The sequence below is a fragment of the Xanthomonas pisi DSM 18956 genome (genome assembly GCF_001010415.1).
Lineage (GTDB): Bacteria > Pseudomonadota > Gammaproteobacteria > Xanthomonadales > Xanthomonadaceae > Xanthomonas > Xanthomonas pisi.
Genome location: NZ_JPLE01000049.1, coordinates 1 through 24036 on the forward strand (window position 1 = coordinate 1; position 24036 = coordinate 24036).

Genomic DNA, 24036 nt, shown 5'->3' on the forward strand with positions numbered 1-24036 from the left:
AGCCCGCCCCGGCACCGGCGCAGACCGTGGCCGCTCCGCGTGCACCGGCGGCTGCGGCACCACGCACGCCATCGGCGGCCACTTCCCCGGTGAACGCCCCGCAGGCTGCGCCCGGCGCAGCGTCGACAACGGCCGCCAGCCCACCGCCGGCAACGTCGGCAGAGCCGGACGACGCAACGCTGCAAGGCTATCGCCGCGAGGTGTCCAAGACGCTGGCGCAAACGCCGGGCTTGGTGCGTGGCATCTGGATCACCCAGGCAACGCTGGCGGTGGATCGCACCGTGGAAGACAGCGCGGCCTGGCCATTGATCTGCCAGCAGCTCGAACGCTATCCCTACCTGCGCACGGTCCGCGTGCAGCTCAATCCCCGCCCCGGTGTGGACGAGCCGGTGCGCTGGCGGCAATGCACCACGATCTGAGCGGGTATGCCCTATCGTGGGGGACGATCTGACAGATTGCGTCGTGCCATTGAGCGCCGGCGGTTTGATATGGACTCGATGGATCGAGACGGCAGTCGTATGCACGATCGGCGGCGCGCCGGCGATCCCCTGCTGCAGATGGACCGGCTGGCTGCCTGCAGTCCGGAGTCACACCCCGCTGTCAGCCTGATGTCGGGATACACGCATTGGCCGAGCGACGCCTCTTGGGGAGTGCGCGTTCGATGTGCGGCGTGATTGCAGCCGCTGACCCGCTCAGGTGACCCTGCCTGCGGCAGGTCGATGGCGATCACGCCGACATCGTCCACAGCACCGTTACCGACGCCATTCCCACATTCCAGCCCCGCCCCTCAACGCATGCCGGGCGCAAATCGCGCCACCAGATCGTACGAGCCGCCCAGAAACAGTTGCCGCACATAGGTCACCGGCTGATCGCCGCGCCAGGTGTGGCGGTCGATCACCAGGCATGCGGCCCCCTCGTTGACCTGCAGGCACTTGGCCTGCGCGGCGTCGACGCTGACCGCACTGATGCGATGCTCGGCGCGCGTCCACGGCACGTTGCGCAAGAGCCAGCTGCCGGGCGCCACATCGGTGAACGTCTGCGCCAAGGCGTCGGGCACGGTGGTCACATCGATCACGCGCTGCTCCAGCGCAAACGGGCTGCCGTCGGCCAGATGCACGCTGTCGAGCGCCAACAGCTTGCCGGTGCTGCCCAACGCGCGTTCCTGAGGCACGCGCTGACGCACGTTGCGCAGCCGGCGCGACAACAGCGAAAACGCGTAGAGGTGACCGCGCGCGGTCATTTCCACTTCGATATCCGGGATCGAGAGCGCCACCTGCTCCAGATGCGGATGCGGCCGGGCCACGAACGAACCGGTGCGGCGGCGGCGCTCGATCATGCCCGCATCGGCGAGCAGGCCGAGCACCTTGTTGACGGTCATGCGCGAGCAGCCGTACTGCGTCATCAACTCGTGTTCGGGCGGGATGCGATGGCCCGGCGGCCAGTCGCCGCTATGAATGCGTTGCTCCAGATCCTGCCGGATGCGTTGATGCAAGGTGCCGGGTGCGGCGATGGGGGTGGCGGTCAAAGCTGCGGTCTCCGGTCAGACCTGCATTGTGCCCGCATCGTCTCAATTGCCCAGCACTGTGCGCAACACGCCGGCAAAACGCGTGGCAATGCGCGCGCGATCCACATGCCGACCATCGCGCACCACCTGGCGCCCGCCGCGCCAGACGTGACGCACGGCAGTGGCGCGTGCGGCGAACAACCAGCTGTCCAGCAAGGCGTCGTCGCTGCGTGCAAGCAAGGAAGGATGGGCCGTGTCCAGCTCCACCAGATCCGCCGCAGCGCCGGACTGGATTGCGTGCCGTGCCACGCCCAGCGCCTGCGCCGCACCGTCGCCCGCCTGGTCGTACAACCAGCGCCCGCTCGAGACGTCGGCAGGCGCGAGCACATTGCGCGCCTGCCGGTGCAGTCGTTGGCCGTATTCGAGCAGGCGCAGTTCTTCGGCCGCATCGATCAACACGTTCGAATCCGAGCCCACGCCAAAGCGTCCACCGGCGGCGGCGAATGCCTGCATCGGGAACAAGCCGTCGCCCAGATTGGCCTCGGTGATCGGGCACAGCCCGACCACCGCGCCACGTTCGGCGATCGCCCGCAACTCGCTGGCGTCCACATGCGTGGCGTGCACCAGACACCAGCGCGCCGCCACCGGTGCGTTGGCCAACAACCATTGCACCGGACGTTGGCCCGACCACGCCAGGCAGGCGTCGACTTCGCGCCGCTGCTCGGCGATATGGATGTGGATCGGGCCATCGGTGAGCGGCACCAGCGCTTGCAGCTGCTGCGGCGTGACCGCACGCAAACTGTGCGGTGCCAGCCCGAGCACCGCATCCGGCAACGCCTTGAGGCTGAGCCTGCAGTGCTCGAGCAGGCGCGCAAACCCATCGATGTCATGGATCAGGCGCCGTTGCGCCGCGCTCGGCGCAGCCCCGCCGAAATCCGAATGCGCATAGAACACCGGCAGCAGGGTCAGCCCGATCCCGGTGCTGACGGCCGCAGCGGCGATGCGCTCGGACATCTCGCCGGCATGCGCGTAGGGCGCACCGCCGACAGCGTGGTGCAGATAATGGAATTCGCCGACGCGGGTGAAGCCGCTCTCCAACATCTCGACATAGGCCTGCTCGGCAATCGCCTGCAGGCTGTCCGGATCCAGCCGGTCGACGAAGCGATACATCAGCTCGCGCCAGCTCCAGAAGCTGTCGCCACTGCGCCCCCCCACTTCGGTCAGCCCGGCCATGCCGCGCTGGAACGCATGGCTGTGCAGGTTGCCCAGGCCCGGTACCAGCACCTCGGCGCGGGTATCGGTGGCGGCCGCGGCCACCTCGGTCTGCACCGTGGCGATGCGCCCCTGGTCCAGGGTGATCCGGACACTGCCCGCCCAGCCACTGGGCAACAGGGCCCGCGCTGCCCACAACGCCTGTACCGGTTGATCTGCCACTGGACACCCTCGATTGACGACCCTATTGTATATACATATCAGACACCACGAGCCTGCGCCATGCATTGCGACGTCCTCTGGCACAACGCGCAGCTGATGACCCTGGACGCCGCCGATGGTGGCCTGGGCATCGTGGACGACGGCGTGATCGCCTGCCGGGACGGCCGCATCGTGTATGCCGGCGCGGCGGCACAGGCGCCCGCGCTCGAAGCAGACAGCACGCACGACTGCCAGCGGCGCTGGATCAGCCCGGGCCTGATCGATTGCCACACCCATCTGGTGTACGCCGGCAACCGCGCCAACGAATTCGAACAGCGCCTGCGCGGGGCCAGCTATGCGCAGATCGCCGCGGCCGGTGGCGGCATCGTGGCCACCGTGCGCGCCACCCGCGCCGCAGACGATGCCGCATTGCTCGCCGCCAGCCTGCCGCGCCTGGATGCCATGCTCGCCGAAGGCGTGACCACGCTGGAAATCAAATCCGGCTACGGGCTCACGCTGGAGGACGAAACCAAACAACTGCGCGTGGCGCGCCAACTCGCAACGCTGCGCCGGGTCGAAGTCGTGCCGACCTTTCTTGGCGCGCATGCGGTGCCGCCAGGCAGCGATGCGCAGCCGTACATCGATGCGGTCTGCACGCTGATGATTCCGGCCGTTGCCGCGCAGGGGCTTGCCGAGGCGGTCGACGTGTTCTGCGAGCACCTGGCATTTTCGCCGGCGCAGGCCGAACAGGTTTTTGTCGCTGCGCAGGCCCACGGCTTGCGCGTCAAGATCCATGCCGAGCAACTGAGCAACCAGCACGGCGCAGCCCTGGCGGCGCGCCATGGCGCGTTGTCGGCCGACCACATCGAATACCTGGACCAGGCCGGCATCGATGCGATGGCCGCTGCCGGTACCGTGGCGGTGCTGCTGCCCGGCGCGTTCTATTTCACCCGCGATACCCAGCAGCCGCCGCTCGATGCGCTGCGTGCGGCCGGGGTGCCACTGGCGTTGGCCACCGACTGCAATCCGGGCACCTCGCCACTGACCAGCCCGTTGCTGGCGATGAACATGGCGGCCACGTTGTTCCGCATGACGGTGGACGAATGCATCGCCGGTTTCACCCGCGAAGCTGCGCGTGCGCTCGGCCGCAGCGCACGGCTTGGCCAGCTGCGCGCCGGCATGGACTGCGACCTGGCGATCTGGGACATCGACGCGCCGGCCGACCTGGTCTACCGCATGGGTTTCAACCCTCTTCATGCCCGCATCTGGCGCGGGCATTCGACCTGATCGATCGTGGAGTTGTCATGAGTGCTTCTGTTGTCTTGCAACCCGGCCAGGTGACGCTGGCGCAATGGCGTGTGTTGTATCGCGGCGCTGACGTGGCATTGGATGACGCCTGCGCGGCGGCGGTGCTGCGCAGCGCGCAGACCGTGGAGGCAATCGTCGCGCGCGGCGAGCCGGTCTATGGCGTCAACACCGGCTTCGGCAAGCTGGCCAGCGTGCGCATCGAGCGGCAGGACCTGCAGACCCTGCAACGCAATATCGTGTTGTCGCACGCCGCCGGTGTCGGCGAGCCCACGCCGGTGCCGGTGGTGCGACTGATGATGGCGCTCAAGCTCACCAGCCTTGCCCAGGGCGCTTCAGGCGTGCAGCCGGGCACCCTGGCCTTGCTGGAAGCGATGCTGCGTCAGGGCATTACCCCGGTGGTGCCGTGCCAGGGGTCGGTCGGTGCTTCCGGCGATCTTGCGCCGCTGTCGCATCTGGCCGCGGTGATGATCGGCGTCGGTGAAGCCTTCGTCGGCGACCAGCGCCTGCCCGCCGCCGACGCGCTTGCGCAGGCGCAGTTGCAGCCCCGCGTACTCGGCGCCAAGGAAGGCCTGGCGCTGCTCAACGGCACGCAATTTTCCACTGCCTGCGCACTGGCCGGCCTGTTCGAGATCGAAACCGTGTTGCAGGCCGCGCTGGTGACCGGTGCGCTGTCGGTGGAAGCGGCCAAGGGCTCCGATACGCCGTTCGATGCGCGCATCCATGCGCTGCGCGGGCAACCGGGGCAGATCGCAACCGCCGCGGCGCTGCGGGCGTTGATGGCCGACTCGGCGATCCGCGAATCGCATCGCCTGGGCGATGTGCGCGTGCAGGACCCGTATTGCCTGCGTTGCCAGCCGCAGGTGATGGGCGCGGCGCTGGACATCATGCGGCAGGCCGCGCGCACGCTGGAGATCGAAGCCAATGGTGTCTCCGATAATCCGTTGGTCTTCAGCGACACCGGCGAGGCCTTGTCGGGCGGCAACTTCCACGCCGAGCCAGTGGCCTTTGCCGCCGACATGCTGGCGATGGCGGTGTGCGAAATCGGCTCGATCAGCGAACGCCGCACCGCGATGCTGGTCGACCCGGCGTTGTCCGGGCTGCCGGCGTTTCTCACCCCGCGCCCGGGCCTGAATTCCGGTTTCATGATTCCGCAGGTGACCGCTGCAGCCCTGGTGTCGGAAAACAAGCAGCGCGCGTATCCGGCCAGCGTCGATTCGATCCCGACCTCGGCCAATCAGGAAGACCATGTGTCGATGGCCGCGCATGGCGCGCGACGTCTGCTGGCCATGGCGGAAAATGCCGCGCACGTGATCGGCATCGAGTTACTGGCGGCGGTGCAGGGCTGCGATTTCCATGCACCGCTGCGCTCCAGCACCGCACTGGAAGCCGCACGCGCCCTGCTGCGTGCGCAGGTGCCCACGCTGCAGGACGACCGCTACTTTCACCCCGACATGCTGGCGGCCAGCGCGCTGGTGCGCTCGGGTGCATTGGCCGACGCGGTGGCGATCGCGTTGCCGGGCGTGGAGCAGCACGCATGACGCGGCGGGTAACACATCACCTGCGCAGCGCCATGGCGCCGTGCTGCGCGTTGGCGGCTGACGCGGGATCTGCACGCGACGCGGCTGCTTTGCGCGCCCACCCCCACGACGCTCTCCCTGGCCGGCACGACATTCCAGTTTTCATGCATGCAACCGGAGCCCAGCGATGAGCGCCCTGCCCGCCTGGCTGGAGGTGCATCGCGGCGACGCGCCATTGCTCCTCAGCGTCCCGCATACCGGCACCGAGCTGCCCGATACGGTGGCCGACCAGTTCGTGTCGCCATGGCTGGCGCGCCGGGACGCCGATTGGTGGGTGCACCAGTTGTACGACTTCGCACAGGCGATGGGTGCCACCACGGTGCGCACTGCCATCTCGCGCTCGGTCATCGACGTCAACCGCGACCCCAGTGGCGTATCGCTGTATCCGGGCCAGAACACCACCGGCCTGTGTCCGCTGACCACCTTCGACAATCAGCCGCTGTATGCCGACGGGCAGGCGCCGGATCAGGCGCAGATCGATCTGCGCCGCACGCAGTGGTTCGACCCGTATCACCTCGCCCTGTCCGACGAAATCGCGCGCCTGCGTCAGCACCACGCAACCATCGTGGTGTACGACGCGCACTCGATCCGCTCGGTCATCCCGCACCTGTTCGACGGTGAGTTGCCCCAGTTCAACATCGGCAGCAACGACGATCGCAGCTGCGATCCCGCGCTGGCCGACGCCGTAGAACAGCTGTGTCGCAGCAGCGGCTCCAGCACCGTGCGCAATGGGCGTTTCAAGGGCGGCTGGATCACCCGTCACTACGCGCAACCCGATCAGGGCGTGCACACGCTGCAGATGGAACTGGCCTGCCGCGGCTACATGCGCGAGCCGGACACCATCACCCAGGACAACTGGCCCACGCCGTGGCAGCCGGTGCACGCCGTCGCGTTACGCGCAGTGCTGCGACACGTGCTGCTGGCCTGCCTGCAGTTCGCCAATGCGCCCCTCTCCGACACCGCGCCGCACGCGGCCAACCGTTGATTGCAAGGAACCTGGCATGACCCGTCACGATGCAACCCGCGTCATCCGCGCCGCCACCGGCACCACGCTCACCGCCAGGAGCTGGCTCACCGAAGCACCGCTGCGCATGTTGATGAACAATCTGGACCCGGACGTGGCAGAGCGCCCGCAGGAACTGGTGGTGTATGGCGGCATCGGCCGTGCCGCGCGCGATTGGGAATCCTTCGATGCGATCGTCGCCGCACTCATCCGCCTGGACGACGACCAGACCCTGCTGGTGCAATCGGGCAAGCCGGTCGGCGTGTTCCGCACCCATGCCGACGCACCGCGCGTACTGATCGCCAATTCCAACCTGGTGCCGCGCTGGGCCAACTGGGACCACTTCAACGAACTGGATAAAAAGGGTCTGGCGATGTACGGCCAGATGACGGCCGGCAGCTGGATCTACATCGGCGCGCAAGGCATCGTGCAAGGCACCTACGAAACCTTCGTGGAGATGGGCCGCCAGCATTACGGCGGCAGCCTGGCCGGCAAGTGGCTGTTCACCGGCGGCCTCGGCGGCATGGGTGGGGCGCAGCCGCTGGCTGCGGTGATGGCCGGCGCCTCTTGCCTGGCGGTGGAGTGCCGGCGTTCCAGCATCGACATGCGCCTGCGCACCGGCTATCTGGACACCTGGACCGACTCGCTGGACGAAGCGCTGCGCCTGATCGAGGAATCGTGCACGGCCAGGAAGCCGCTGTCGGTCGGCCTGCTCGGCAACGTCGCCGACGTGCTCGACGAACTGCTGCTGCGCGGGATCAAGCCGGACCTGCTGACCGATCAGACCTCCGCACACGACCCGGTCAACGGCTATCTGCCGCAGGGCTGGAGCGTGAAAGAGTGGGACGCAAGGCGCGTCAGCGCGCCCAAGGACGTAGAAGCCGCCGCGCGCGAGACAATGGCCAACCATATCCGCGCGATGCTCACTTTCCATGCGCTCGGCGTGCCCACCGTGGACTACGGCAACAACCTGCGCCAGATGGCGCTGGAGCAAGGGGTGTCCGACGCGTTCGACTTTCCCGGTTTCGTGCCGGCCTATATCCGCCCGCTGTTCTGTCGCGGCATCGGCCCGTTCCGCTGGGTGGCGCTGAGCGGCGATCCGGAAGACATCGCCAAGACCGATGCCAAGGTCAAGGAATTGATTCCCGACGATGCGCACCTGCACCGCTGGCTGGACATGGCCGGCGAAAAGATCGCCTTCCAGGGACTGCCCGCGCGCATCTGCTGGGTCGGCCTGGGCGATCGCCACCGGCTCGGCCTGGCCTTCAACGCGATGGTGCGCAGCGGTGAGTTGAAAGCACCGGTCGTGATCGGCCGCGACCATCTGGATTCGGGCAGCGTCGCCTCGCCGAACCGCGAAACCGAAGCCATGGCCGACGGCTCCGATGCGGTCTCCGACTGGCCGCTGCTCAACGCCCTGCTCAATACCGCCAGCGGCGCCACCTGGGTCTCGCTGCACCACGGTGGTGGCGTCGGCATGGGCTTCTCGCAACACGCCGGCATGGTCATCGTCTGCGACGGCAGCGAAGCGGCCGACAAGCGGATCGAACGCGTGCTCTGGAACGACCCGGCGACCGGTGTGATGCGCCATGCCGATGCCGGCTATGCGATCGCAACCGATTGCGCGCGCGAGAAAGGGCTGGATTTGCCGGCGATTCTTTCCTGAAACTCGCTTGGAAACTTTCACGACATGCCGGATAAATAATCCGGCAGCAGTCATGTCGTGCATCAAGTAGCGGTCGCCTGGCGCGTTTATTTCCGTCAGTTTCCACGAATTCAGTATGCGTCTGCGGCCGAGCCTGCACGTAGGGTGATGCCGGTCACGGCTTTGGATATTGCAACGTGAACCGATGCTGCGGAATCTGCCGATCGAGTAAGCTGGTGCGGCGTCAGATGGCCTTAGGGGAGGCAGCTGACCATTCTGGTTTGAACACGCGCGCATAGACGAAGTCGCACCTCAAGCAGGCGCGACCTTTCGTATCGATCATCCTGAGAGCCCCCTCATGCAGCAGGAACAGCGCATCGATTCGTTGACCGGCATTCGCGGCCTTGCTGCACTGCTAGTCGTCTACGCACATCTGGCCGAAGAAAAATTCTTCACAGATACCCATCTGTTTCCTGGCGAGATGGGTGTCATGGTGTTTTTCACCCTGAGCGGTTTCTTGATGGCATTTCTCTACGGAGAGAAAGAAGCCAATTATCCCTCGGTAGCACGCTACGCCATCTCCAGATTCTCCCGGATTGCGCCGGCCTATCTGACTGTCGTGCTGGCGTCCTATCTCATTTACAACCTGATCGATCCGCAGTTCGTCTATGCCATCAGCCACGACAACCTGCTGCGCCACCTGCTGTTCTCCGGAAACGTGTCGGCGCTCTGGAGTATTCCGCCCGAGGTGCAGTTCTACGTCATCTTTGTGGGCATCTGGTTTGCGTTGGGCGCCTTCCGTACCAACAGCAATGTCACTCTGCTGGTCGCGGTGCTCGGCACCATCCTGATGCTCATCGCCTATCGGGCACAGCTACCCGGGACCTTCATCGGTTCAAAGATCCACTACTTCCTCGCCGGGGTGGTATTCGGGCTGGTGCGCACCCGGGTAGGCGCCAGTGTGGACATGACCACCCTCGCCGTCCTGCAAGCCCTCGTCATCGGACTGGTGCTGGCGGTGATTGCGGGCGTCATCGATGTCGACCTCGGCTCCAAGCGCGAGCTCTACCTCACTCTGGAAACCGCCGGCTTCGCCGGCATCTTCGTCTTCCTGTTCTCCTTCGATACCGGCCTCAGCAAGCGCCTGCTCGGCAACCGCTTCATGATGCTCAGCGGCGAATGCAGCTTTTCGATGTACCTGCTGAACATTCCGATCATCTATGCCGCGCTGGCGGTGATGGATGGCATGCCACCCAGGCCAGCCCTGGCGCTACCGATCATCACGGTCACCGTTGCTGCGGCATGGGCCATGTATCGCCTGGTCGAAATGCCGGGTAACACACTGCTGCGCCGGCTGGGCACGCGTTTGCTGCTGCGGCCGCCAGTCGCTGCAGCGATACCGATCGTGCCGAAGACCATGGAAAGCGTGGGACCCACCCTCATCCAGGCCCCACAAGCCGGACCGGCACTTCCATCTGAGCAGGCCTAGCGGGTAAGTCCAGTTGTCAAACCGATACGTCCCACCTGCTACGGTCAGCGACTGACGGAGCGCGACACCGCCAGCCAGTGCACGCCGGGCCTCTTTTCCATGACAGTACTGTCAGGTACGCTTGCGTCCGGGACAGGACTCATGGGGATTCCTGTCTTTCAGCAACATGACTGCCGCCGTCAAAAGGCGCGACACGTGCTGCCAGCAGATGGACGGAGCAGGGCTTGAATGGATCAGGAAAAACGTATCGACTCGCTGACCGGCATTCGCGGGCTGGCTGCGTTGCTGGTTGTCTACGATCACCTAGGCGAAAAAGGCTTTTTTGTCGGTAGCGGCCTGCATCTTGGCGAAATCGGTGTCATGGTGTTTTTTACCCTGAGCGGGTTCCTGATGGCCTTTTTATATGGCGACAAGGATCCAAGCCGCCGCGCGATCAGCCGTTATGCAATCTCCAGATTCGCGCGCATTGCACCTGCCTATCTGACGATCGTCATCTTCTCGTATTTCATTTACTCGCTGATCGACCCGCATTTCGTCTATTCCATCGACAACAGCAACCTGCTGCGGCATCTGCTGTTCTCGGGCAATGTCTCTGCGCTTTGGAGTATCCCGCCGGAAGTGCAGTTCTATGCAATCTTCATCGGGTTATGGATGTCCCTGCATGCCTTGCGCATCAAGGGCAACGCCGCGTTGCTGATCGTGGCGCTGGCGCTCGTGGTTGTTCTGGTCACTTATCGCGCCCAATTGCCCGGCACCTTTGTGGGCTCAAAGATCCATTACTTTTTCTCCGGCGTGTTGCTGGGACTGGTCCGTAGCCAGGTGACCGCCACGACAGGCATGACGGCCTTGACCTGCGTGCAGGCGGCAGCCGCCGCCTTGGTCCTGCTGGTCTTCAGCGGCGTGATCACGCTCGAACTGGGTACTGCGCGCGAGCTCTACCTGGATCTGGAAACCGCCGGATTCGCAGGACTCTTTGTCTTCCTGTTTTCATTCGATACGCGACTGAGCACACTCTTGCTGGGCAATCGCATCATCCGCATCTGCGGGGACTGCAGCTTTTCGATGTATCTGCTGAATGTGCCACTGATATACGTCGCGCTCTCCCTGCTCGGTAACCGCCCCCTGCAGCCGATGCTGGCACTACCGGTACTGCTGGCGATCGTGGCCGCCGCGTGGTTGATGTACAGATTGCTCGAAGTGCCGGCCAACACCTTGCTGCGTCGTCTGGGAACGCGACTGTTGCGCCAGCCACCAGCCACCCTGGCCGTGCATGCGCCCGCCATTGCAGCAACTTCCATACCGGTTGCCGACCCGCTGCACTGAGCTGTGCCTCACCTGCAACGAGGCCGGTGCATCGCATAAGAATGCGCATTGGCCGCTGCCCGATGATTCCCCTCAAGAGTGGCGGTCACAGGCCGACAATACATGCATCGTTCCGAGGAGCCTCCATGGGCATCCTGATCTACCTGGTGCCTGCTTTCGCACTCTGGGCGCTCATCGCCACGGGGCTGGCGTACGTGCGTGGGCGCCAGCTCAACGCCGAGTACGGGCAGCACGCCAGCACCCAGGACAGTCTTGCGCGCTATCAGGCGGCGCTGTCGCAGCTCAAGGCGCGCGCCGCAGCCACGACGCTGGAGCTGGAATCGCTGCAGCGCAGTTACACCGTGCTCAAGCAGTCGCTGGAGCAGCACGAACAAAGCGCCGTTGAACAGCAGGGCGCGGACGCGCCCGAGCAAGTGATCCCGATGGTCATGGTGCAACAGCTGGATATCGCCAACGAGATCGGAACGCTGTTTGCCCATGTGGCGCGCGTCGCCCGCAGCCTGCGCCGCTACAGCGCCTATAGCCGCGGTCACACTGCGCCCGAGCCCAGCACCGCACGCTACGACCTGCATTGGCTGGCCGACTGCCTGCACAGTTTCGACCAGATCGGCCATGCGTTGGTACGCGGCAATATCGCCGCATTGATCACCGCGTGCCAGGATTTGCTCTCGATGTACGAGCACTATCTGAAGGACGGCTCCGGCTACAACAGCCGCGACACCTTCCAGCGCCTGAGCAGCGACGTGCCGTTGTCGGAGGCCACCGACGCCATCCGCTCGATCATCGTCAAGGCGACGCTGGCGCAGGATGTGCAGGACGCAGTGCAGGACGATGCGGTGGCAGTGGCGCAGTGAATCGGGAATCGGGAATCGGGAATCGGGAATCGGGAATCGGGAATCGTAAGAGCGTGTGTGCCGCTAACCGTGCAGTCAACGCGTGCGCATGGATGGATGGCCTTCAAGCCGCGCTTCGCTGGCGCAACAAAAACGCGCCGTTATCGGCGCGTTTTTGTCTGTGCGTCCAGCACTAATGTTGCGGTAAGGCATAGGCGATCAACGCGTCGCCTGCCGGGGTTTCCATGAAGTGGTGGCCGCCGGCCATGATCACCAGATATTCGCGGCCGCCATAGGAGTACACCATCGGGTTGGCCTGCCCGCCTGCCGGCAAGCTGGCGTGCCAGAGCTCCTTGCCTGTCGACAGGTCGATGGCGCGGATCAGGTCGTCGGTGGCTGCGGCGATGAAGATCAGCCCGCCCGCAGTGACCACCGAGCCACCGTTGTTGGGGGTACCGATCTCGATCGGCAGGCCGGAGCGGATGCCGAACGGGCCATTGCCGCGCGCACTGCCGAACGGGCGGTCCCACAGCGTCTTGCCGCTGGCCAGATCGATGGCGCGGATGCCGCCATACGGCGGTTCCTTGCACAACAGCTTGGTAAACGGCAGCCGCCAGCCGGCGTTGACGTTGATCGCATACGGCGTGCCGGCCTGCGGGTCGCCCGCGCCCTCTGCGCCACCTGCATCGCCGCGCACCTGGTCGCGCGGCGCCCAGCCCAGCTTGTCGGCCTTGGCACGCGGTACCAGCAGGTTGTAGTTCGGCATGTCGTTGTAGTTGGCCACGATCACGCCGCGACGCGGATCCACCGCCACGCTGCCCCAATCGGAGCCGCCGTTGTAACCGGGGTATTCGATCGAATGCCGGTCGGCTTCCGGTGGCGTGTAGATGCCCTTGTAGCTGGCCTTGCGGAACTGGATACGGCACACCAATTGGTCGATCGGGGTCATGCCCCACATATCGCGTTCGGTCAGATCCGGCTTGCGCAACGTGTGATACAGCGAAAACGGCTGGGTCTTTGCGCGCATCTGCGGCTCGACGCCACCGGGGGGCACCGCGCGCTCTTCCACGCCAACCAGCGGCTTGCCGGTGCGTCGATCCAGCACATACAGCTCGCCCTGCTTGCTCGGCAGCAAGACCGCCGGCACGTTGACGCCGTCCTTGGGGAAGTCGATCAGGCTCGGCTGCGAACCCAGGTCGTAGTCCCAGGCATCGATATGCGTGGTCTGGAAATTCCACACCGGCTTGCCGGTGGTGACATCCAGCGCCACCAGCGAGGTGGCGTAGCGATTCTCCTGCGGCGTGCGCGAGCTGCTCCAGTAATCGGCGGTGGAGTTGCCCATCGGCAGGTACACATAGCCCAGCTGTTCGTCGGCCGCGGCGGTGGTCCACATGTTCGGCGTGCCACGCGTCCAGCTCTGGCCCGGCGGCGGCGCGCCATTCCAGTCCGGATGCGTCATGTCCCAGGCCCAGCGCAACGTTCCGGTCACCGCATCGAAACCTTCGATCACGCCGGACGGCTCGTAGCGTTTCTGACCATCGAGCACCTGATGACCGGTGACGACCACTCCGCGCACGATCGCCGGCGGCGAATTGATCGACACATAGCCAGGCGGCGTGGCGCCCATGCCCACCGTGATGTCCACCTGCCCATTGCTGCCGAAGTCCGGGCACAGCTGACCATTGCGTGCATCCAGCGCGATCAGTCGTCCATCCAGCGTGCCTTCGATCACGCGCGTGCGGCACAGCGCCGAATCAGCGCTTGCGGTCTCGGCAGCGCCAGACGTGGCCGCGGCCGGCACCTCGTAATACGACACGCCACGGCACGCGGCGGTATATGGAATCGCCTCGTCCTTGACCTTGGGGTCGTAGCGCCAGCGCTGCTTGCCGCTGGACGCATCCAGCGCAATCACCTGGTTGCGCGCCGTACACAGGTACAGGCTGTCGCCCACCTTCAACGGCGTGGTTTCCGCGCCCCAGCGCTTGCCTGGCAGATCACCGCTGTGGAAGACCCACGCTTGCTCCAGCTGTGCGACGTTGTCGCGGTTGATCTGCTGCAGCGGCGAATAGCGCTGACCTGCCTGGCTACGCCCGTATGCGGCCCAATCGCCATCGGCGGGCGCGTTGGCCGGTTGCACATCGGTCGTTGCAGACGCTGCCGGTGCATCGCCATTGATCAGGCCACCGACCATCCCTGCAGCATGAGCCGGCGCGCCATCGGCCTCGGTCACCCCATGCGGCATGAACGCAAGCGCAAACGCGACCACAAACACTGCCGCCAGCACACTTGCCACGCTGCGCGACACCGCGCGCGATACCGGGCGTTGCAGCTTGGGCAACAGCAGCGCAAGCACCAACGCCAGTCCGACGATCAGCCCCAGGCGCGGTACCCAGCGCCAGTAATCGCTGCCCGACTCCCACCATGTCCAGAGCAGCGAGCCGGCCACCACCGCTGCAAACCACCACGCGCCCGCATTGCGGCCACGCAACAGCAACACGCCTGAAATCAGCATCGCCGCACCTGCCGGTGCGTAGTACCAGGAGCCACCCAGCGCGGCCAACCACACGCCACCGGCCAGCAACGCCGCACCCAGTACGGCAATCACGCCTCCCAGGATCGCGAGCGCCCAATGGCCGCGACCGGAAGGACGATCCACATTCGTCATCAGTTGTTCCTCTTCGACTCAGCGGCGACGCAACGCCGCCGCACCGCCACTTACCTTCGACCCGCACCGGTGAAAGCACCGCGTTTTTCGCGGAGATGACGCGTAAACACTGCGTTGCACATGTCATCGCGTGCAACAAACCGAGCATGCAAAAAAATGAAACGCAAAAAAAACGCCGGCATTGCCGGCGTTTTCGTTCAACTGCAGCGATGACACTACATGATCACTCTTCGGTTGCCGGTGGCAGCGCGACCGACTCGGCGGCTGCGCCCGCGTCTTCCACCACGTCGTCCACTTCATCCAGCGATGCATCCAGGCGTTCGACCGCCTGCAGCTTCTCGCCCTTGGACAGGCGGATCAACGTCACGCCCTGGGTATTGCGGCCCACGCGCGAAATTTCCGAGCCGCGTGTGCGCACCAGGGTGCCGCCATCGGAGATCAGCAACACTTCGTCGGTGGCGCCCAGCAGCACTGCACGCACCAACTTGCCGTTGCGCTCGGTGGTCTGGATCCCGATCACGCCCTGCGTGCCGCGCCCCTTGCGCGGATATTCGGCCAGCGGCGTGCGCTTGCCGTAGCCGTTCTCGGTGGCGGTGAGGATGTAAGCCACATTGCCATCGTCGGCGAGGTCGATCACTGCCGCTTCGGCACCGTCGGCGCTGTCGACGATCTCTTCGGCAGTGTCTTCGTCGGACTCGATCTCGATCCCACCGGCCGGATCGGACACGATCAGGCTGACCACTTCCTCGCCCTTGGGCATGCGGATACCACGCACGCCGGTGGCGGTACGGCCCATCGAACGCACGGTGGATTCGCCAAAGCGCACGGTCTTGCCGTTGGAGGCGAACAACAGCACGTCGCGATCGCCGTCGGTCAGGGCCACGCCGACCAGCGCATCGCCTTCATCGAGATTGATGGCGATCTTGCCGCGCGCCAGACGGAAGGCGAATTCGCTCAGCGGGGTCTTCTTGACCGTGCCGTTACGCGTTGCGAAGAACACGTAGCGGTTGTCGGCGTATTCGCGCACCGGCAACACCGCCTGCACCCGCTCGCCGGATTCCAGCGGAATCCAGTTGATGATCGGGCGGCCACGTGCATTGGAGCCGGCTTCCGGCAATTGATGCACCGGCAGCCAGAACACCTTGCCGCTGCTGGTGAAGGTCAGCAGCATGTCGTGCGTGTTGACCAGCCACAGCTGGTCGATGAAATCCTCTTCCTTGGTCGCTGCAGCAGAACGGCCACGGCCGCCACGCCGCTGGGCGCGATACGCGCTCACCGGCTGACGCTTGGCATAACCGGCGTGTGAAAGCGTCACCACCACGTCTTCCGGCGCGATCAGATCGAGAATATCCAGATCTTCTTCGCTGTGACGGATCTCGGTGCGGCGCTCGTCGCCGTACTCTTCGCGGATGTTGATCAGCTCGTCGCGGATCACCTGCAGCAGCACGTCCGGGTTTTCCAGGATGCGGATCAGGCCCTGGATGACCTCGAGCAACTGCTTGTACTCGTCGGTCAGCTTTTCCTGTTCCAACCCGGTCAGGCGATGCAGGCGCATTTCCAGGATCTGCGCGGCCTGCACTTCGCTGAGCTGATAGAACCCATTGGCCAGGCCCACGCCCGGCGCCAGGTCTTCCGGCTTGGAGGCCTCGGCACCGGCCGCACCCAGCAGCGCACCGACCAGACCCGGTTCCCAGGTCTTGGCCAGCATGCGTTCGCGCGCTTCCTGCGGGTTGGCCGAGGTCTTGATCAACTCGATCATTTCGTCGATGTTGGCCAACGCAACGGTCAGGCCTTCCAGCACATGCGCACGCGCACGCGCCTTGCGCAGTTCGTAGATGGTGCGGCGGGTGACCACCTCGCGCCGGTGGCGGATGAACGCCTCCAGCATCTGCTTGAGGTTCATCAACTGCGGGCGGCCGTCGATCAGCGCCACCATGTTGATGCCGAACACCGACTCCATCTGGGTCTGCTGGTACAGGTTGTTGAGCACAACCTCGGCCGACTCGCCGCGCTTGATTTCGATGTAGATCCGCATGCCGTCCTTGTCGGACTCATCGCGCAGCTCGCTGATGCCTTCGAGCTTCTTTTCCTTGACCAGCTCGGCGATCTTTTCGATCAATCGCGCCTTGTTGACCTGGTACGGGATCTCGGTGACGACGATCGCCTCGCGGCCGTTGTCGGCCACTTCCACATCGGCCTTGGCACGGATGCGCACGCGGCCACGGCCGGTGCGATAGCCCGCGGCAATGCCGGCGGTGCCGTTGATGATGCCGGCGGTGGGGAAATCCGGGCCCGGGATGTATTCCATCAGGCCTTCGACGTCCAGCTCGGGCGTGTCGATCAGCGCGATGCAGGCGTTGATCGCCTCGGTCAGGTTGTGCGGCGGGATGTTGGTGGCCATGCCCACCGCGATACCGGCCGAACCGTTGACCAGCAGGCTCGGGAACCGCGTCGGCATGACCGTCGGTTCCAGTTCCTTTTCGTCGTAATTGGGCTGGAAATCGACGGTTTCCTTGTCGATATCGGCCATCAGTTCATGCGCCAGCCGCGACATGCGCGACTCGGTGTAACGCATCGCCGCGGCCGAATCGCCGTCGACCGAACCGAAGTTACCCTGGCCGTCCACCATCATGTAGCGCAACGAGAACGGCTGCGCCATGCGCACCAGCGTGTCGTACACCGACTGGTCGCCGTGCGGATGGTACTTGCCGATGACGTCGCCGACGATACGCGCCGACTTGAAGTAGGCCTTGTTGCTGTGGGCGCCCAGCTCGTGCATCGCGAACAACACGCGGCGGTGCACAGGCTTGAGGCCATCACGGGCATCGGGGAGTGCGCGGCCCACGATCACGCTCATCGCGTAATCGAGATAGCTCTTGCGCATCTCGTCTTCCAGGTTGACCTGGATGATTTCCTTGGCGGTTTCTGCCATTCGGGTTCCGTATGTGAGGTGGCGGGCGAGCCGGAAAGCCGCGTCGGGGGCGCCTTAGTCACAGGCTGCCGACCCCACGCTCCCGCCGATCGATTCAAGCCCCGGATTGTACCACGAAGGGGCTTCCCGACACCGTCGCTTTACGGCCAGAAACAAGCACTTGCGGGGATTTTGGCGGGACGTTGGCGGCAACCTTGCCGCCGGTCCGGCTCAGCTGCCGAACGCGGCCTGCATTCGGGCCGGATCGGGGTGCTCGATCACCCCCCGCTCGGTGACGATGGCATCGATCAGCGCCCCCGGGGTGACGTCGAACACCGGGTTCCAGGCATGGATGCCCTCGGCCACCGTCCGCACCCCGCCCACGCCGAACAACTCGGCTGGATCGCGCTGTTCGATATCGATCTGATCGCCATCGCTGGTGGCCATGTCCACCGTCGACGACGGTGCCACCACCATGAACTTGACCCCGTGGTGGCGTGCAGCAATGGCCAGCTGATAGGTGCCGATCTTGTTGGCGGTATCGCCGTTGGCGCAGATACGGTCCGCACCGACGATCACCCACTGCACCAGGCCGGATTTCATCAAGTGCGCGGCCGCCGAATCGGCGATCAGGGTGGCATCGATGCCGTCCTGCTGCAGTTCCCACACGGTCAGGCGCGCGCCCTGCAGCCAGGGGCGGGTTTCGCCGGCAAACACCTTGGCAATGCGTTGCTGCGCCATGCCGGCGCGGATCACGCCCAGCGCAGTGCCGAAACCGGCGGTGGCCAGCGAGCCGGTGTTGCAGTGGGTGAGCACGCCGCTACCCGGCGCGATCAGCCCGGCACCGAGCGCGCCCATGTGGCGATTGGCGGCCAGGTCTTCGTCGGCGATGGCCTGCGCTTCGCGTGCGAGCACCGCGCGCCAGTCGGCACCGGCTGCGCCCAGTACCCGGCGCATGCGCATCAATGCCCAGGCCAGGTTGACCGCGGTCGGGCGCGCGGCATTGAGCCGCAACAGCGCCGGCTCGAGTTTCTGCAAGGCCGCACCGCCATCGTCGGCAGCGATATCGCGCGCAGCCAACACCACGCCCCACCCGGCCGCGATACCGATCGCCGGCGCACCGCGCACGGCCAGCGAATGGATGGCTTCGGCCACTGCATCGCTGGTGTCGCAGCGCACATGCTCCACCACGAAAGGCAGCTTGCGTTGGTCGAGCAATTCCAGGGCATCGCCGGTCCACAACAGGGGGCGAATGTGGTCGTAGCGGGCGTAATCGATATGGGCGCTGTCGTTCATGGCCCTATTGTAAGGCGCGCGGGCAGCCCAGTCAGTGGACCGGCCTTGCTCAGCCCGTCGTCCTGGTGCAGCAAAGCGTCAAGTGCAAGAGCCTGGTTGATCGAGGGAGCGGTGCCCTCGCCACGCCGCAAGTACGTCCATGTGGGCTCGGTGGCGGCATCCATGCCGCCACACGGTCCCGCAAGCGGCCAGGGCACCACACCAGACAGTGCTGGTTGTTTTAGAAAGCCATGCGCGCGGACCATCGCGACAGGCCCTTGTCCGCCCACCGTCGCGAGACCTAAGCGCAAGGACGTACTTGCAGCGTGTCCCGCGACGGTGGGCGGGCAAGAGCCTTGCAGCCAAACCACAGATCAGCCGCCATGTGCGGCGAACGCCGAGATTCTTCACCCGGCAATGGACCAACACGCAGCAGCTTCGACAGCCGCTCAGTCGACGATGAACTCGGCGCGACAGCCGTCGTTGACCCACACCCCGTCGCGGCTCCAACCCCAGGTCTGGCCCTCAACGCACGGCGTCCGGGACATCTGCCGGCCCAGGCGCACCTTGCGCTCCACCGACACCCCGCAGGTGCGGCGTGCGCTCTTCTTCGATTCGCAGGTGACCATGCGCGGCACCGCCACGAAACCGGACCCATCTTCGGCACCGACTTCGAACTCGCCGTCGCAACCGCGCGACACCCAGATTTCGTTACGGCGCGTGCCCCAAGTGCGGCCTTCCTTGCACGGCCACATCGAGCGCTGACGCAACAGGCGTACCGGCGCGCCGCGCAGCACCACCGGGCACGCCACCTTGCCGCCATTGGAATCGCAGCGCACGACGCGCCGCATTAATGCCGCAACCGGCGCGGTGCTGGCGAATTCGGCACGGCAGCCCTGCTCCACCCACACACCATCCCGGTCGACATCCCATTCGCTGCCGCGGATACAGCTGGTTTCGGAGAGCTGACGGACCAACTGCACGCCGCTGGCGACCTCCATCGCGCAATGCACGCGGGCCATGTCCTTGGATTCGCAACGCACCACGCCCGAGCCCCGCTCGGCGGCACGCGCATCAGCGAGCATCAGCAGCGGCAGGCACCACAAACCGCATAAGCTGATCAGCCACTTCATGCCAACAATCCTCACCCGAAACGATCGACGTCGCGCCCCCGTGGACGTGAAGATGAGAGCATCATCGATGTGAAGATAGCAATACGGCGGCGATGACAACGGCATGGCAGCATCACGCCGTCGTCCTTGTCGCGTTGCCGGGCGCGGGCGGTCTTGCCTGCACGGAATGGGTTGCACCGGACTGGATCTGCGCCGTGATCGGTGCCGGCCCACTGCGGCCTACCGCAACGCGACAACTGCATTCGCGCATTGGATCAGGAGCGACCAAGAATGCCTGGCAAGTCGTCGTCCGGTGGGCGTGGACAGTGCGCTCGAACCGGGGTGACGCGCGCAGCGGGCAATACGCACCGCGCCGAGGACCACCTACAACCCGCCTGACGATGGGCGCAACCCGTTCATTGGCCGCTCTCGGCGCCTGCTACGCCGCCACTGCCTGCCAACACATCAAGCGCGGGCGAAGTCGAATGCCAGCACGTCGGCAATCTGCGCAGTGCCGCGCAAGGCCATCAACAGCCGATCCACTCCCACCGCCACGCCGGCGCAATCGGGCAGCTGCGGCAACACCGCCAGCAGCTGCTCATCCAGCGGCAGCTGCGGCAAGCCGCGCGCCGCACGCACGCTGTTGTCGCGGATGAAACGGGCCCGTTGCTCCTGGGCGTCGTTCAATTCGTGGTAGCCGTTGGCCACTTCATAGGCGCCCAGATACAACTCGAAGCGCTCGGCCACCGGCGGGTCGTCGTGACGGATCCGCGCCAGTGCGCATTGGCTGGCGGGCCAGTCGTGCACCACGGTCAAGGTATCGCTGGCAAAGCCCGGCTGGATGCGATGGGTCATCAGCAGGTCCAGCCAATCGTCGCGCGTCAGCCCCTGTGGATCGATGGCAACGTCATGCAGTGCTGCACGCAGCGTGTCGACCGGGTCCAGCAACGGGTCGATGCCCAGGCGTTGCACGAACAGCTCGCGATAGCTGAGCACCTGGACCGTCGCTTGACGCTGTACCAGGGCCAGTGCGCGCTGGACCAGCGCGACGGTTTCCTGGGCCAGGGTGCGGTCGTTCCAGCCCACCCGATACCACTCGAGCATGCTGAATTCCGGATTGTGCCGGCCGCCGGCTTCGCCATTGCGAAACACGCGGCCCAGCTCGTAGCAATCGCCCAGGCCGGCGGCAAGCAATCGCTTGAGCGGATACTCCGGCGAGGTGCGCAGCCAGCGCAGCGGCGCGCCGGCATCGACGTGCCCGCTGAAGCGGGTGCTGAAGCTGTCGATATTCGGCTCGGTGTTGCCGGCCTGCGACAGCATCGGCGTTTCCACTTCCAGCACGTCGCGCTCGGCAAAAAACCCGCGAATCGCGGCATTGAGCTGCGCGCGCAACTGCAGCGCGGCCAGATCCAGCTGCACTGCCGTCACGGCTGTTGCCCGTGCTCGCCCAGGAAGGCCAGCAGCCGCGCTTCGTCCCAGATCTCCACTCCCAGCGATTGCGCCTTGTCGAGCTTGGAACCGGCCTCTTCGCCAGCCACCAGGAACGCGGTTTTCTTGGAGACGCTGCCGGCGACCTTGGCGCCCAAGGCTTCGAGCCGCTGCTTGGCGGCATCGCGCGTCAATGCGGCCAGGGTGCCGGTGATCACCACGGTCTGCCCGTCCAGCGGGCCGGCCTGCACGGTCTCGGCTTCCGGCAAGCGCGCCAGCACCGTTTCCATCGCCTGTTGCGCCGATGTGGCGAGTGCCGCATTTTCAGGGCGATCCAGCCATTGCAGCAGCGCGGCGACCACCGGCGCGGGCACGCCAGCCTGCAGCAAGGCGTCGCTGCCGGCAGTGCGCAGCGCATCGAACGACGGCACCGCCGCAGCCAGTTGCTGGGCGCGCACCGGCGTCACCTTGGGAATGTCCATGTCTTCCAGCACGCTGGCAAAACTCAAGGCGTCGCGCAGCTTGGGCGATGGTGGGTGCGCATCGCCGATGCGCACGCCACGTTGCAGCAAATCGTCGATGGCCTGCTGATTGCCCGGCTGATCGAGAAAGTGCCCGAGCGAACGAGCTACTTCGCCACCGATATCGGGCACGCGCTTGAACAGTGGCCACGGCAGATGGCGGATCAGCTCCAGATCGCCGAACCAGGCCGACAAGGCCTTGGCGGTGCTCTCGCCCACATGCTCGATGCCCAGCGCGAACAGGAAACGCTCCAGCGTGGTGTCGCGCGATGTTTCGATCGCCTCGATCAGGTTCTCGGCCCATTTGGTGGCGATCTTGCGGCGGTTCCAATCGAAGCTCGGCAGCCCCGCACGTAGCAGGTCGGCCTGCCAGCTCTGCGGCGCCTCGCGCTCGCCGGCCAGATCCACGCCGATGCTCACCACCGTGGTTTCCAGCTGCGCATACGCACCGGTGGCCAGATGCTCGCGCGCCTCACGCAAGAACGCATGCGGGCTGTCGGCGGTGCTGATCAGGCGCAATTGCAGCAGTTGATCGACGGTGAGCAGGTACAGATCTGCCACGCCCTGCACCAGCCCGCTATCGACCAGCACCTCGATGAATTTTTCGCCCAGGCCGTCGACATCCATCGCACGGCGTGAAACGAAATGCCGGAAGGCTTCCTTGCGCTGCGCCGGGCAGGTCAACTCGCCCGAGCAGCGCCACACCGCCTGGCCTTCTTCGCGCACGATCTCCGACCCGCAGACCGGGCATTGGGTGGGCATCTGCCACGCCTGAGTTCCGGGCGGGCGCTGGTCGGCCACCACACCGGCCACTTCAGGAATCACATCGCCGGCGCGGCGCACGATCACCGTATCGCCCACCCGCACATCCAGCCGCGCGATCTGGTCGGCGTTGTGCAAGGTCGCGTTGGTGACGATCACGCCCGCCACATGCACCGGCTTCAGTCGCGCCACCGGCGTCGCTGCACCGGTACGGCCGATCTGGATCTCGATCGCCTCCACCGTGGTGGATTGCTCCTGGGCCGGGAACTTGTGCGCAATCGCCCAGCGCGGTGCGCGCGAGACAAAGCCCATCTCGCGCTGGCCGGCCAGATCGTCGAGCTTGTAGACCACGCCGTCGATATCGAACGCCAGCCCGTCGCGCGCTGCGCCGATGCGTTGGTAGTACGCCAACAGGCCGTCGCCGCCCTGCACCACCTCCACCAGCTGGCTGACCGGAAAGCCCCATTCGCGCAGCTGCGCCAGGATGGCCGAATGCGTCTGCGGCAAGGCACCGTCGCGCACCTCGCCCACGCCATAGGCAAAAAAACTCAACGGGCGTTGCGCGGTGATGCGCGCGTCCAGCTGCCGCAGCGAGCCGGCCGCGCCATTGCGCGGATTGGCCAGCACCTTGCCGCCTTGCGTGCGCATCTGCGCGTTGTATGCCTCGAACGCGGCGCGCGGCATGTAGACCTCGCCGCGCACCTCCAGCACCTTCGGCCACCCCTGCCCGCGCAGGCGCAACGGAATCGCCTTGACGGTGCGCAGATTGGCGCTGACATCCTCGCCGGTGGCGCCGTCGCCACGGGTCGCACCTTGTACGAATTCGCCGTCTTCGTAGCGCAGGCTGATCGCCAGGCCATCGAGCTTGGGTTCGGCCGAGAACGCCGGTCGTTTGAGCTCCAGCCGCTCACTGATGCGTCGGACGAACTCGTTCACCTCCTCGTCGCTGAACGCATTGCCCAGCGACAACATCGGCATGGCATGCCGCACTTCGGCAAAGCGCGACGCGGCCAGATGGCCCACCCGTTGCGTTGGCGAATCGGCACTGGCCAGTGCCGGGTGCTCGGCTTCCAGCGCCTCCAGCTCACGCATCAGGCGGTCGTAATCGACGTCGGCCATCTGTGGCTCGTCGAGCACGTGATAGCGGTAGTTCGCGTCTTCGATTCGACGACGCAGGGCATCGATGCGCTGAGCGGGGTCCGGGCTGACAGTCATACGATCGCTGGGCTGGCACTGGGCCGCCCATTCTAACGGGCCGTGCCGATGC

15 protein-coding genes and 1 pseudogene are annotated in these 24036 nt (G+C 65.6%); 8 read left to right on the forward strand and 8 right to left on the reverse strand.

The features are described 5' to 3' along the window. A pseudogene (locus Y887_RS21350) lies at positions 1-419 on the forward strand (restriction endonuclease); the annotation flags it as partial. Between the two features lie 368 nt (positions 420-787). Here Y887_RS21350 and hutC read toward each other — a convergent pair. Continuing rightward, positions 788-1525, reverse strand: coding sequence for a histidine utilization transcriptional repressor HutC (gene hutC, locus Y887_RS12230; protein ID WP_046964597.1), 738 nt, complete (start codon positions 1523-1525; stop codon positions 788-790). A gap of 42 nt (positions 1526-1567) precedes the next feature. Next, the gene (locus tag Y887_RS12235) at positions 1568-2938 is read right to left on the reverse strand and encodes a formimidoylglutamate deiminase (protein ID WP_046964598.1); all 1371 of its coding nucleotides are present in this window, start codon (positions 2936-2938) and stop codon (positions 1568-1570) included. A gap of 60 nt (positions 2939-2998) precedes the next feature. Here Y887_RS12235 and hutI point away from each other — a divergent pair, with 60 nt between their 5' ends. The 7 genes from hutI to Y887_RS12270 all read left to right on the forward strand — a co-directional run bounded on the left by hutI (position 2999) and on the right by Y887_RS12270 (position 12116). Next, positions 2999-4204 carry an imidazolonepropionase gene (hutI, locus tag Y887_RS12240; RefSeq protein ID WP_046964599.1) on the forward strand — a complete coding sequence of 402 codons (1206 nt, stop codon included), beginning with the start codon at positions 2999-3001 and terminating at the stop codon, positions 4202-4204. A gap of 17 nt (positions 4205-4221) precedes the next feature. Then, the gene (gene hutH / locus Y887_RS12245; protein WP_046964600.1) at positions 4222-5763 is read left to right on the forward strand and encodes a histidine ammonia-lyase; all 1542 of its coding nucleotides are present in this window, start codon (positions 4222-4224) and stop codon (positions 5761-5763) included. Positions 5764-5929: 166 nt separating this feature from the next. Further along, entirely contained in the window at positions 5930-6787 is an 858-nt protein-coding gene (gene hutG, locus Y887_RS12250; RefSeq protein WP_046964601.1) for an N-formylglutamate deformylase, read from the forward strand. Between the two features lie 16 nt (positions 6788-6803). Then, on the forward strand, positions 6804-8471 hold the full coding sequence (gene hutU / locus Y887_RS12255) for a urocanate hydratase (protein ID WP_046964602.1): 1668 nt from the start codon (positions 6804-6806) through the stop codon (positions 8469-8471). 337 nt (positions 8472-8808) lie between these two features. After that, a complete protein-coding gene (locus Y887_RS12260; protein WP_046964603.1) occupies positions 8809-9939 on the forward strand; it encodes an acyltransferase family protein in 1131 nt (376 codons plus the stop codon). Between the two features lie 228 nt (positions 9940-10167). Then, complete coding sequence (locus Y887_RS12265) at positions 10168-11262, forward strand: acyltransferase family protein (RefSeq protein WP_046964604.1); 1095 nt, start codon at positions 10168-10170, stop codon at positions 11260-11262. A gap of 125 nt (positions 11263-11387) precedes the next feature. Continuing rightward, on the forward strand, positions 11388-12116 hold the full coding sequence (locus Y887_RS12270) for a hypothetical protein (RefSeq protein ID WP_046964605.1): 729 nt from the start codon (positions 11388-11390) through the stop codon (positions 12114-12116). A gap of 172 nt (positions 12117-12288) precedes the next feature. On the opposite strand, the gene Y887_RS12275 is transcribed toward Y887_RS12270, so the two are convergent. The 6 genes from Y887_RS12275 to ligA form a co-directional block, all read right to left on the reverse strand. Beyond that, entirely contained in the window at positions 12289-14760 is a 2472-nt protein-coding gene (locus tag Y887_RS12275) for a membrane-bound PQQ-dependent dehydrogenase, glucose/quinate/shikimate family (protein WP_046964606.1), read from the reverse strand. A gap of 223 nt (positions 14761-14983) precedes the next feature. Next, a complete protein-coding gene (gene gyrA, locus Y887_RS12280; RefSeq protein ID WP_046964607.1) occupies positions 14984-17692 on the reverse strand; it encodes a DNA gyrase subunit A in 2709 nt (902 codons plus the stop codon). 210 nt (positions 17693-17902) lie between these two features. Next, positions 17903-18967: an S-methyl-5-thioribose-1-phosphate isomerase gene (mtnA, locus tag Y887_RS12285; protein ID WP_046964608.1), complete on the reverse strand. Its 1065-nt coding sequence runs from the start codon at positions 18965-18967 to the stop codon at positions 17903-17905. A 428-nt stretch (positions 18968-19395) separates the two neighbouring features. Next, on the reverse strand, positions 19396-20079 hold the full coding sequence (locus Y887_RS12290) for a DUF3011 domain-containing protein (RefSeq protein WP_046964609.1): 684 nt from the start codon (positions 20077-20079) through the stop codon (positions 19396-19398). Positions 20080-20523: 444 nt separating this feature from the next. Next, the gene (gene epmA / locus Y887_RS12295) at positions 20524-21486 is read right to left on the reverse strand and encodes an EF-P lysine aminoacylase EpmA (protein WP_046964610.1); all 963 of its coding nucleotides are present in this window, start codon (positions 21484-21486) and stop codon (positions 20524-20526) included. Next, a complete protein-coding gene (gene ligA, locus Y887_RS12300) occupies positions 21483-23984 on the reverse strand; it encodes an NAD-dependent DNA ligase LigA (protein ID WP_046964611.1) in 2502 nt (833 codons plus the stop codon). The genes epmA and ligA overlap by 4 nt, the downstream gene beginning before the upstream one ends. Positions 23985-24036: the final 52 nt, after the last annotated feature.

Coding starts and splice junctions, on each gene's coding strand:
- hutG (WP_046964601.1), top strand. CDS start 5,930: ATGAGCGCCCTGCCCGCCTGGCTGGAGGTGCATCGCGGCGACGCGCCA.
- ligA (WP_046964611.1), bottom strand. CDS start 23,984: ATGACTGTCAGCCCGGACCCCGCTCAGCGCATCGATGCCCTGCGTCGT.
- hutI (WP_046964599.1), top strand. CDS start 2,999: ATGCATTGCGACGTCCTCTGGCACAACGCGCAGCTGATGACCCTGGAC.
- Y887_RS12260 (WP_046964603.1), top strand. CDS start 8,809: ATGCAGCAGGAACAGCGCATCGATTCGTTGACCGGCATTCGCGGCCTT.
- Y887_RS12290 (WP_046964609.1), bottom strand. CDS start 20,079: ATGAAGTGGCTGATCAGCTTATGCGGTTTGTGGTGCCTGCCGCTGCTG.
- hutU (WP_046964602.1), top strand. CDS start 6,804: ATGACCCGTCACGATGCAACCCGCGTCATCCGCGCCGCCACCGGCACC.
- mtnA (WP_046964608.1), bottom strand. CDS start 18,967: ATGAACGACAGCGCCCATATCGATTACGCCCGCTACGACCACATTCGC.
- gyrA (WP_046964607.1), bottom strand. CDS start 17,692: ATGGCAGAAACCGCCAAGGAAATCATCCAGGTCAACCTGGAAGACGAG.
- Y887_RS12275 (WP_046964606.1), bottom strand. CDS start 14,760: ATGACGAATGTGGATCGTCCTTCCGGTCGCGGCCATTGGGCGCTCGCG.
- hutH (WP_046964600.1), top strand. CDS start 4,222: ATGAGTGCTTCTGTTGTCTTGCAACCCGGCCAGGTGACGCTGGCGCAA.
- Y887_RS12265 (WP_046964604.1), top strand. CDS start 10,168: ATGGATCAGGAAAAACGTATCGACTCGCTGACCGGCATTCGCGGGCTG.
- Y887_RS12270 (WP_046964605.1), top strand. CDS start 11,388: ATGGGCATCCTGATCTACCTGGTGCCTGCTTTCGCACTCTGGGCGCTC.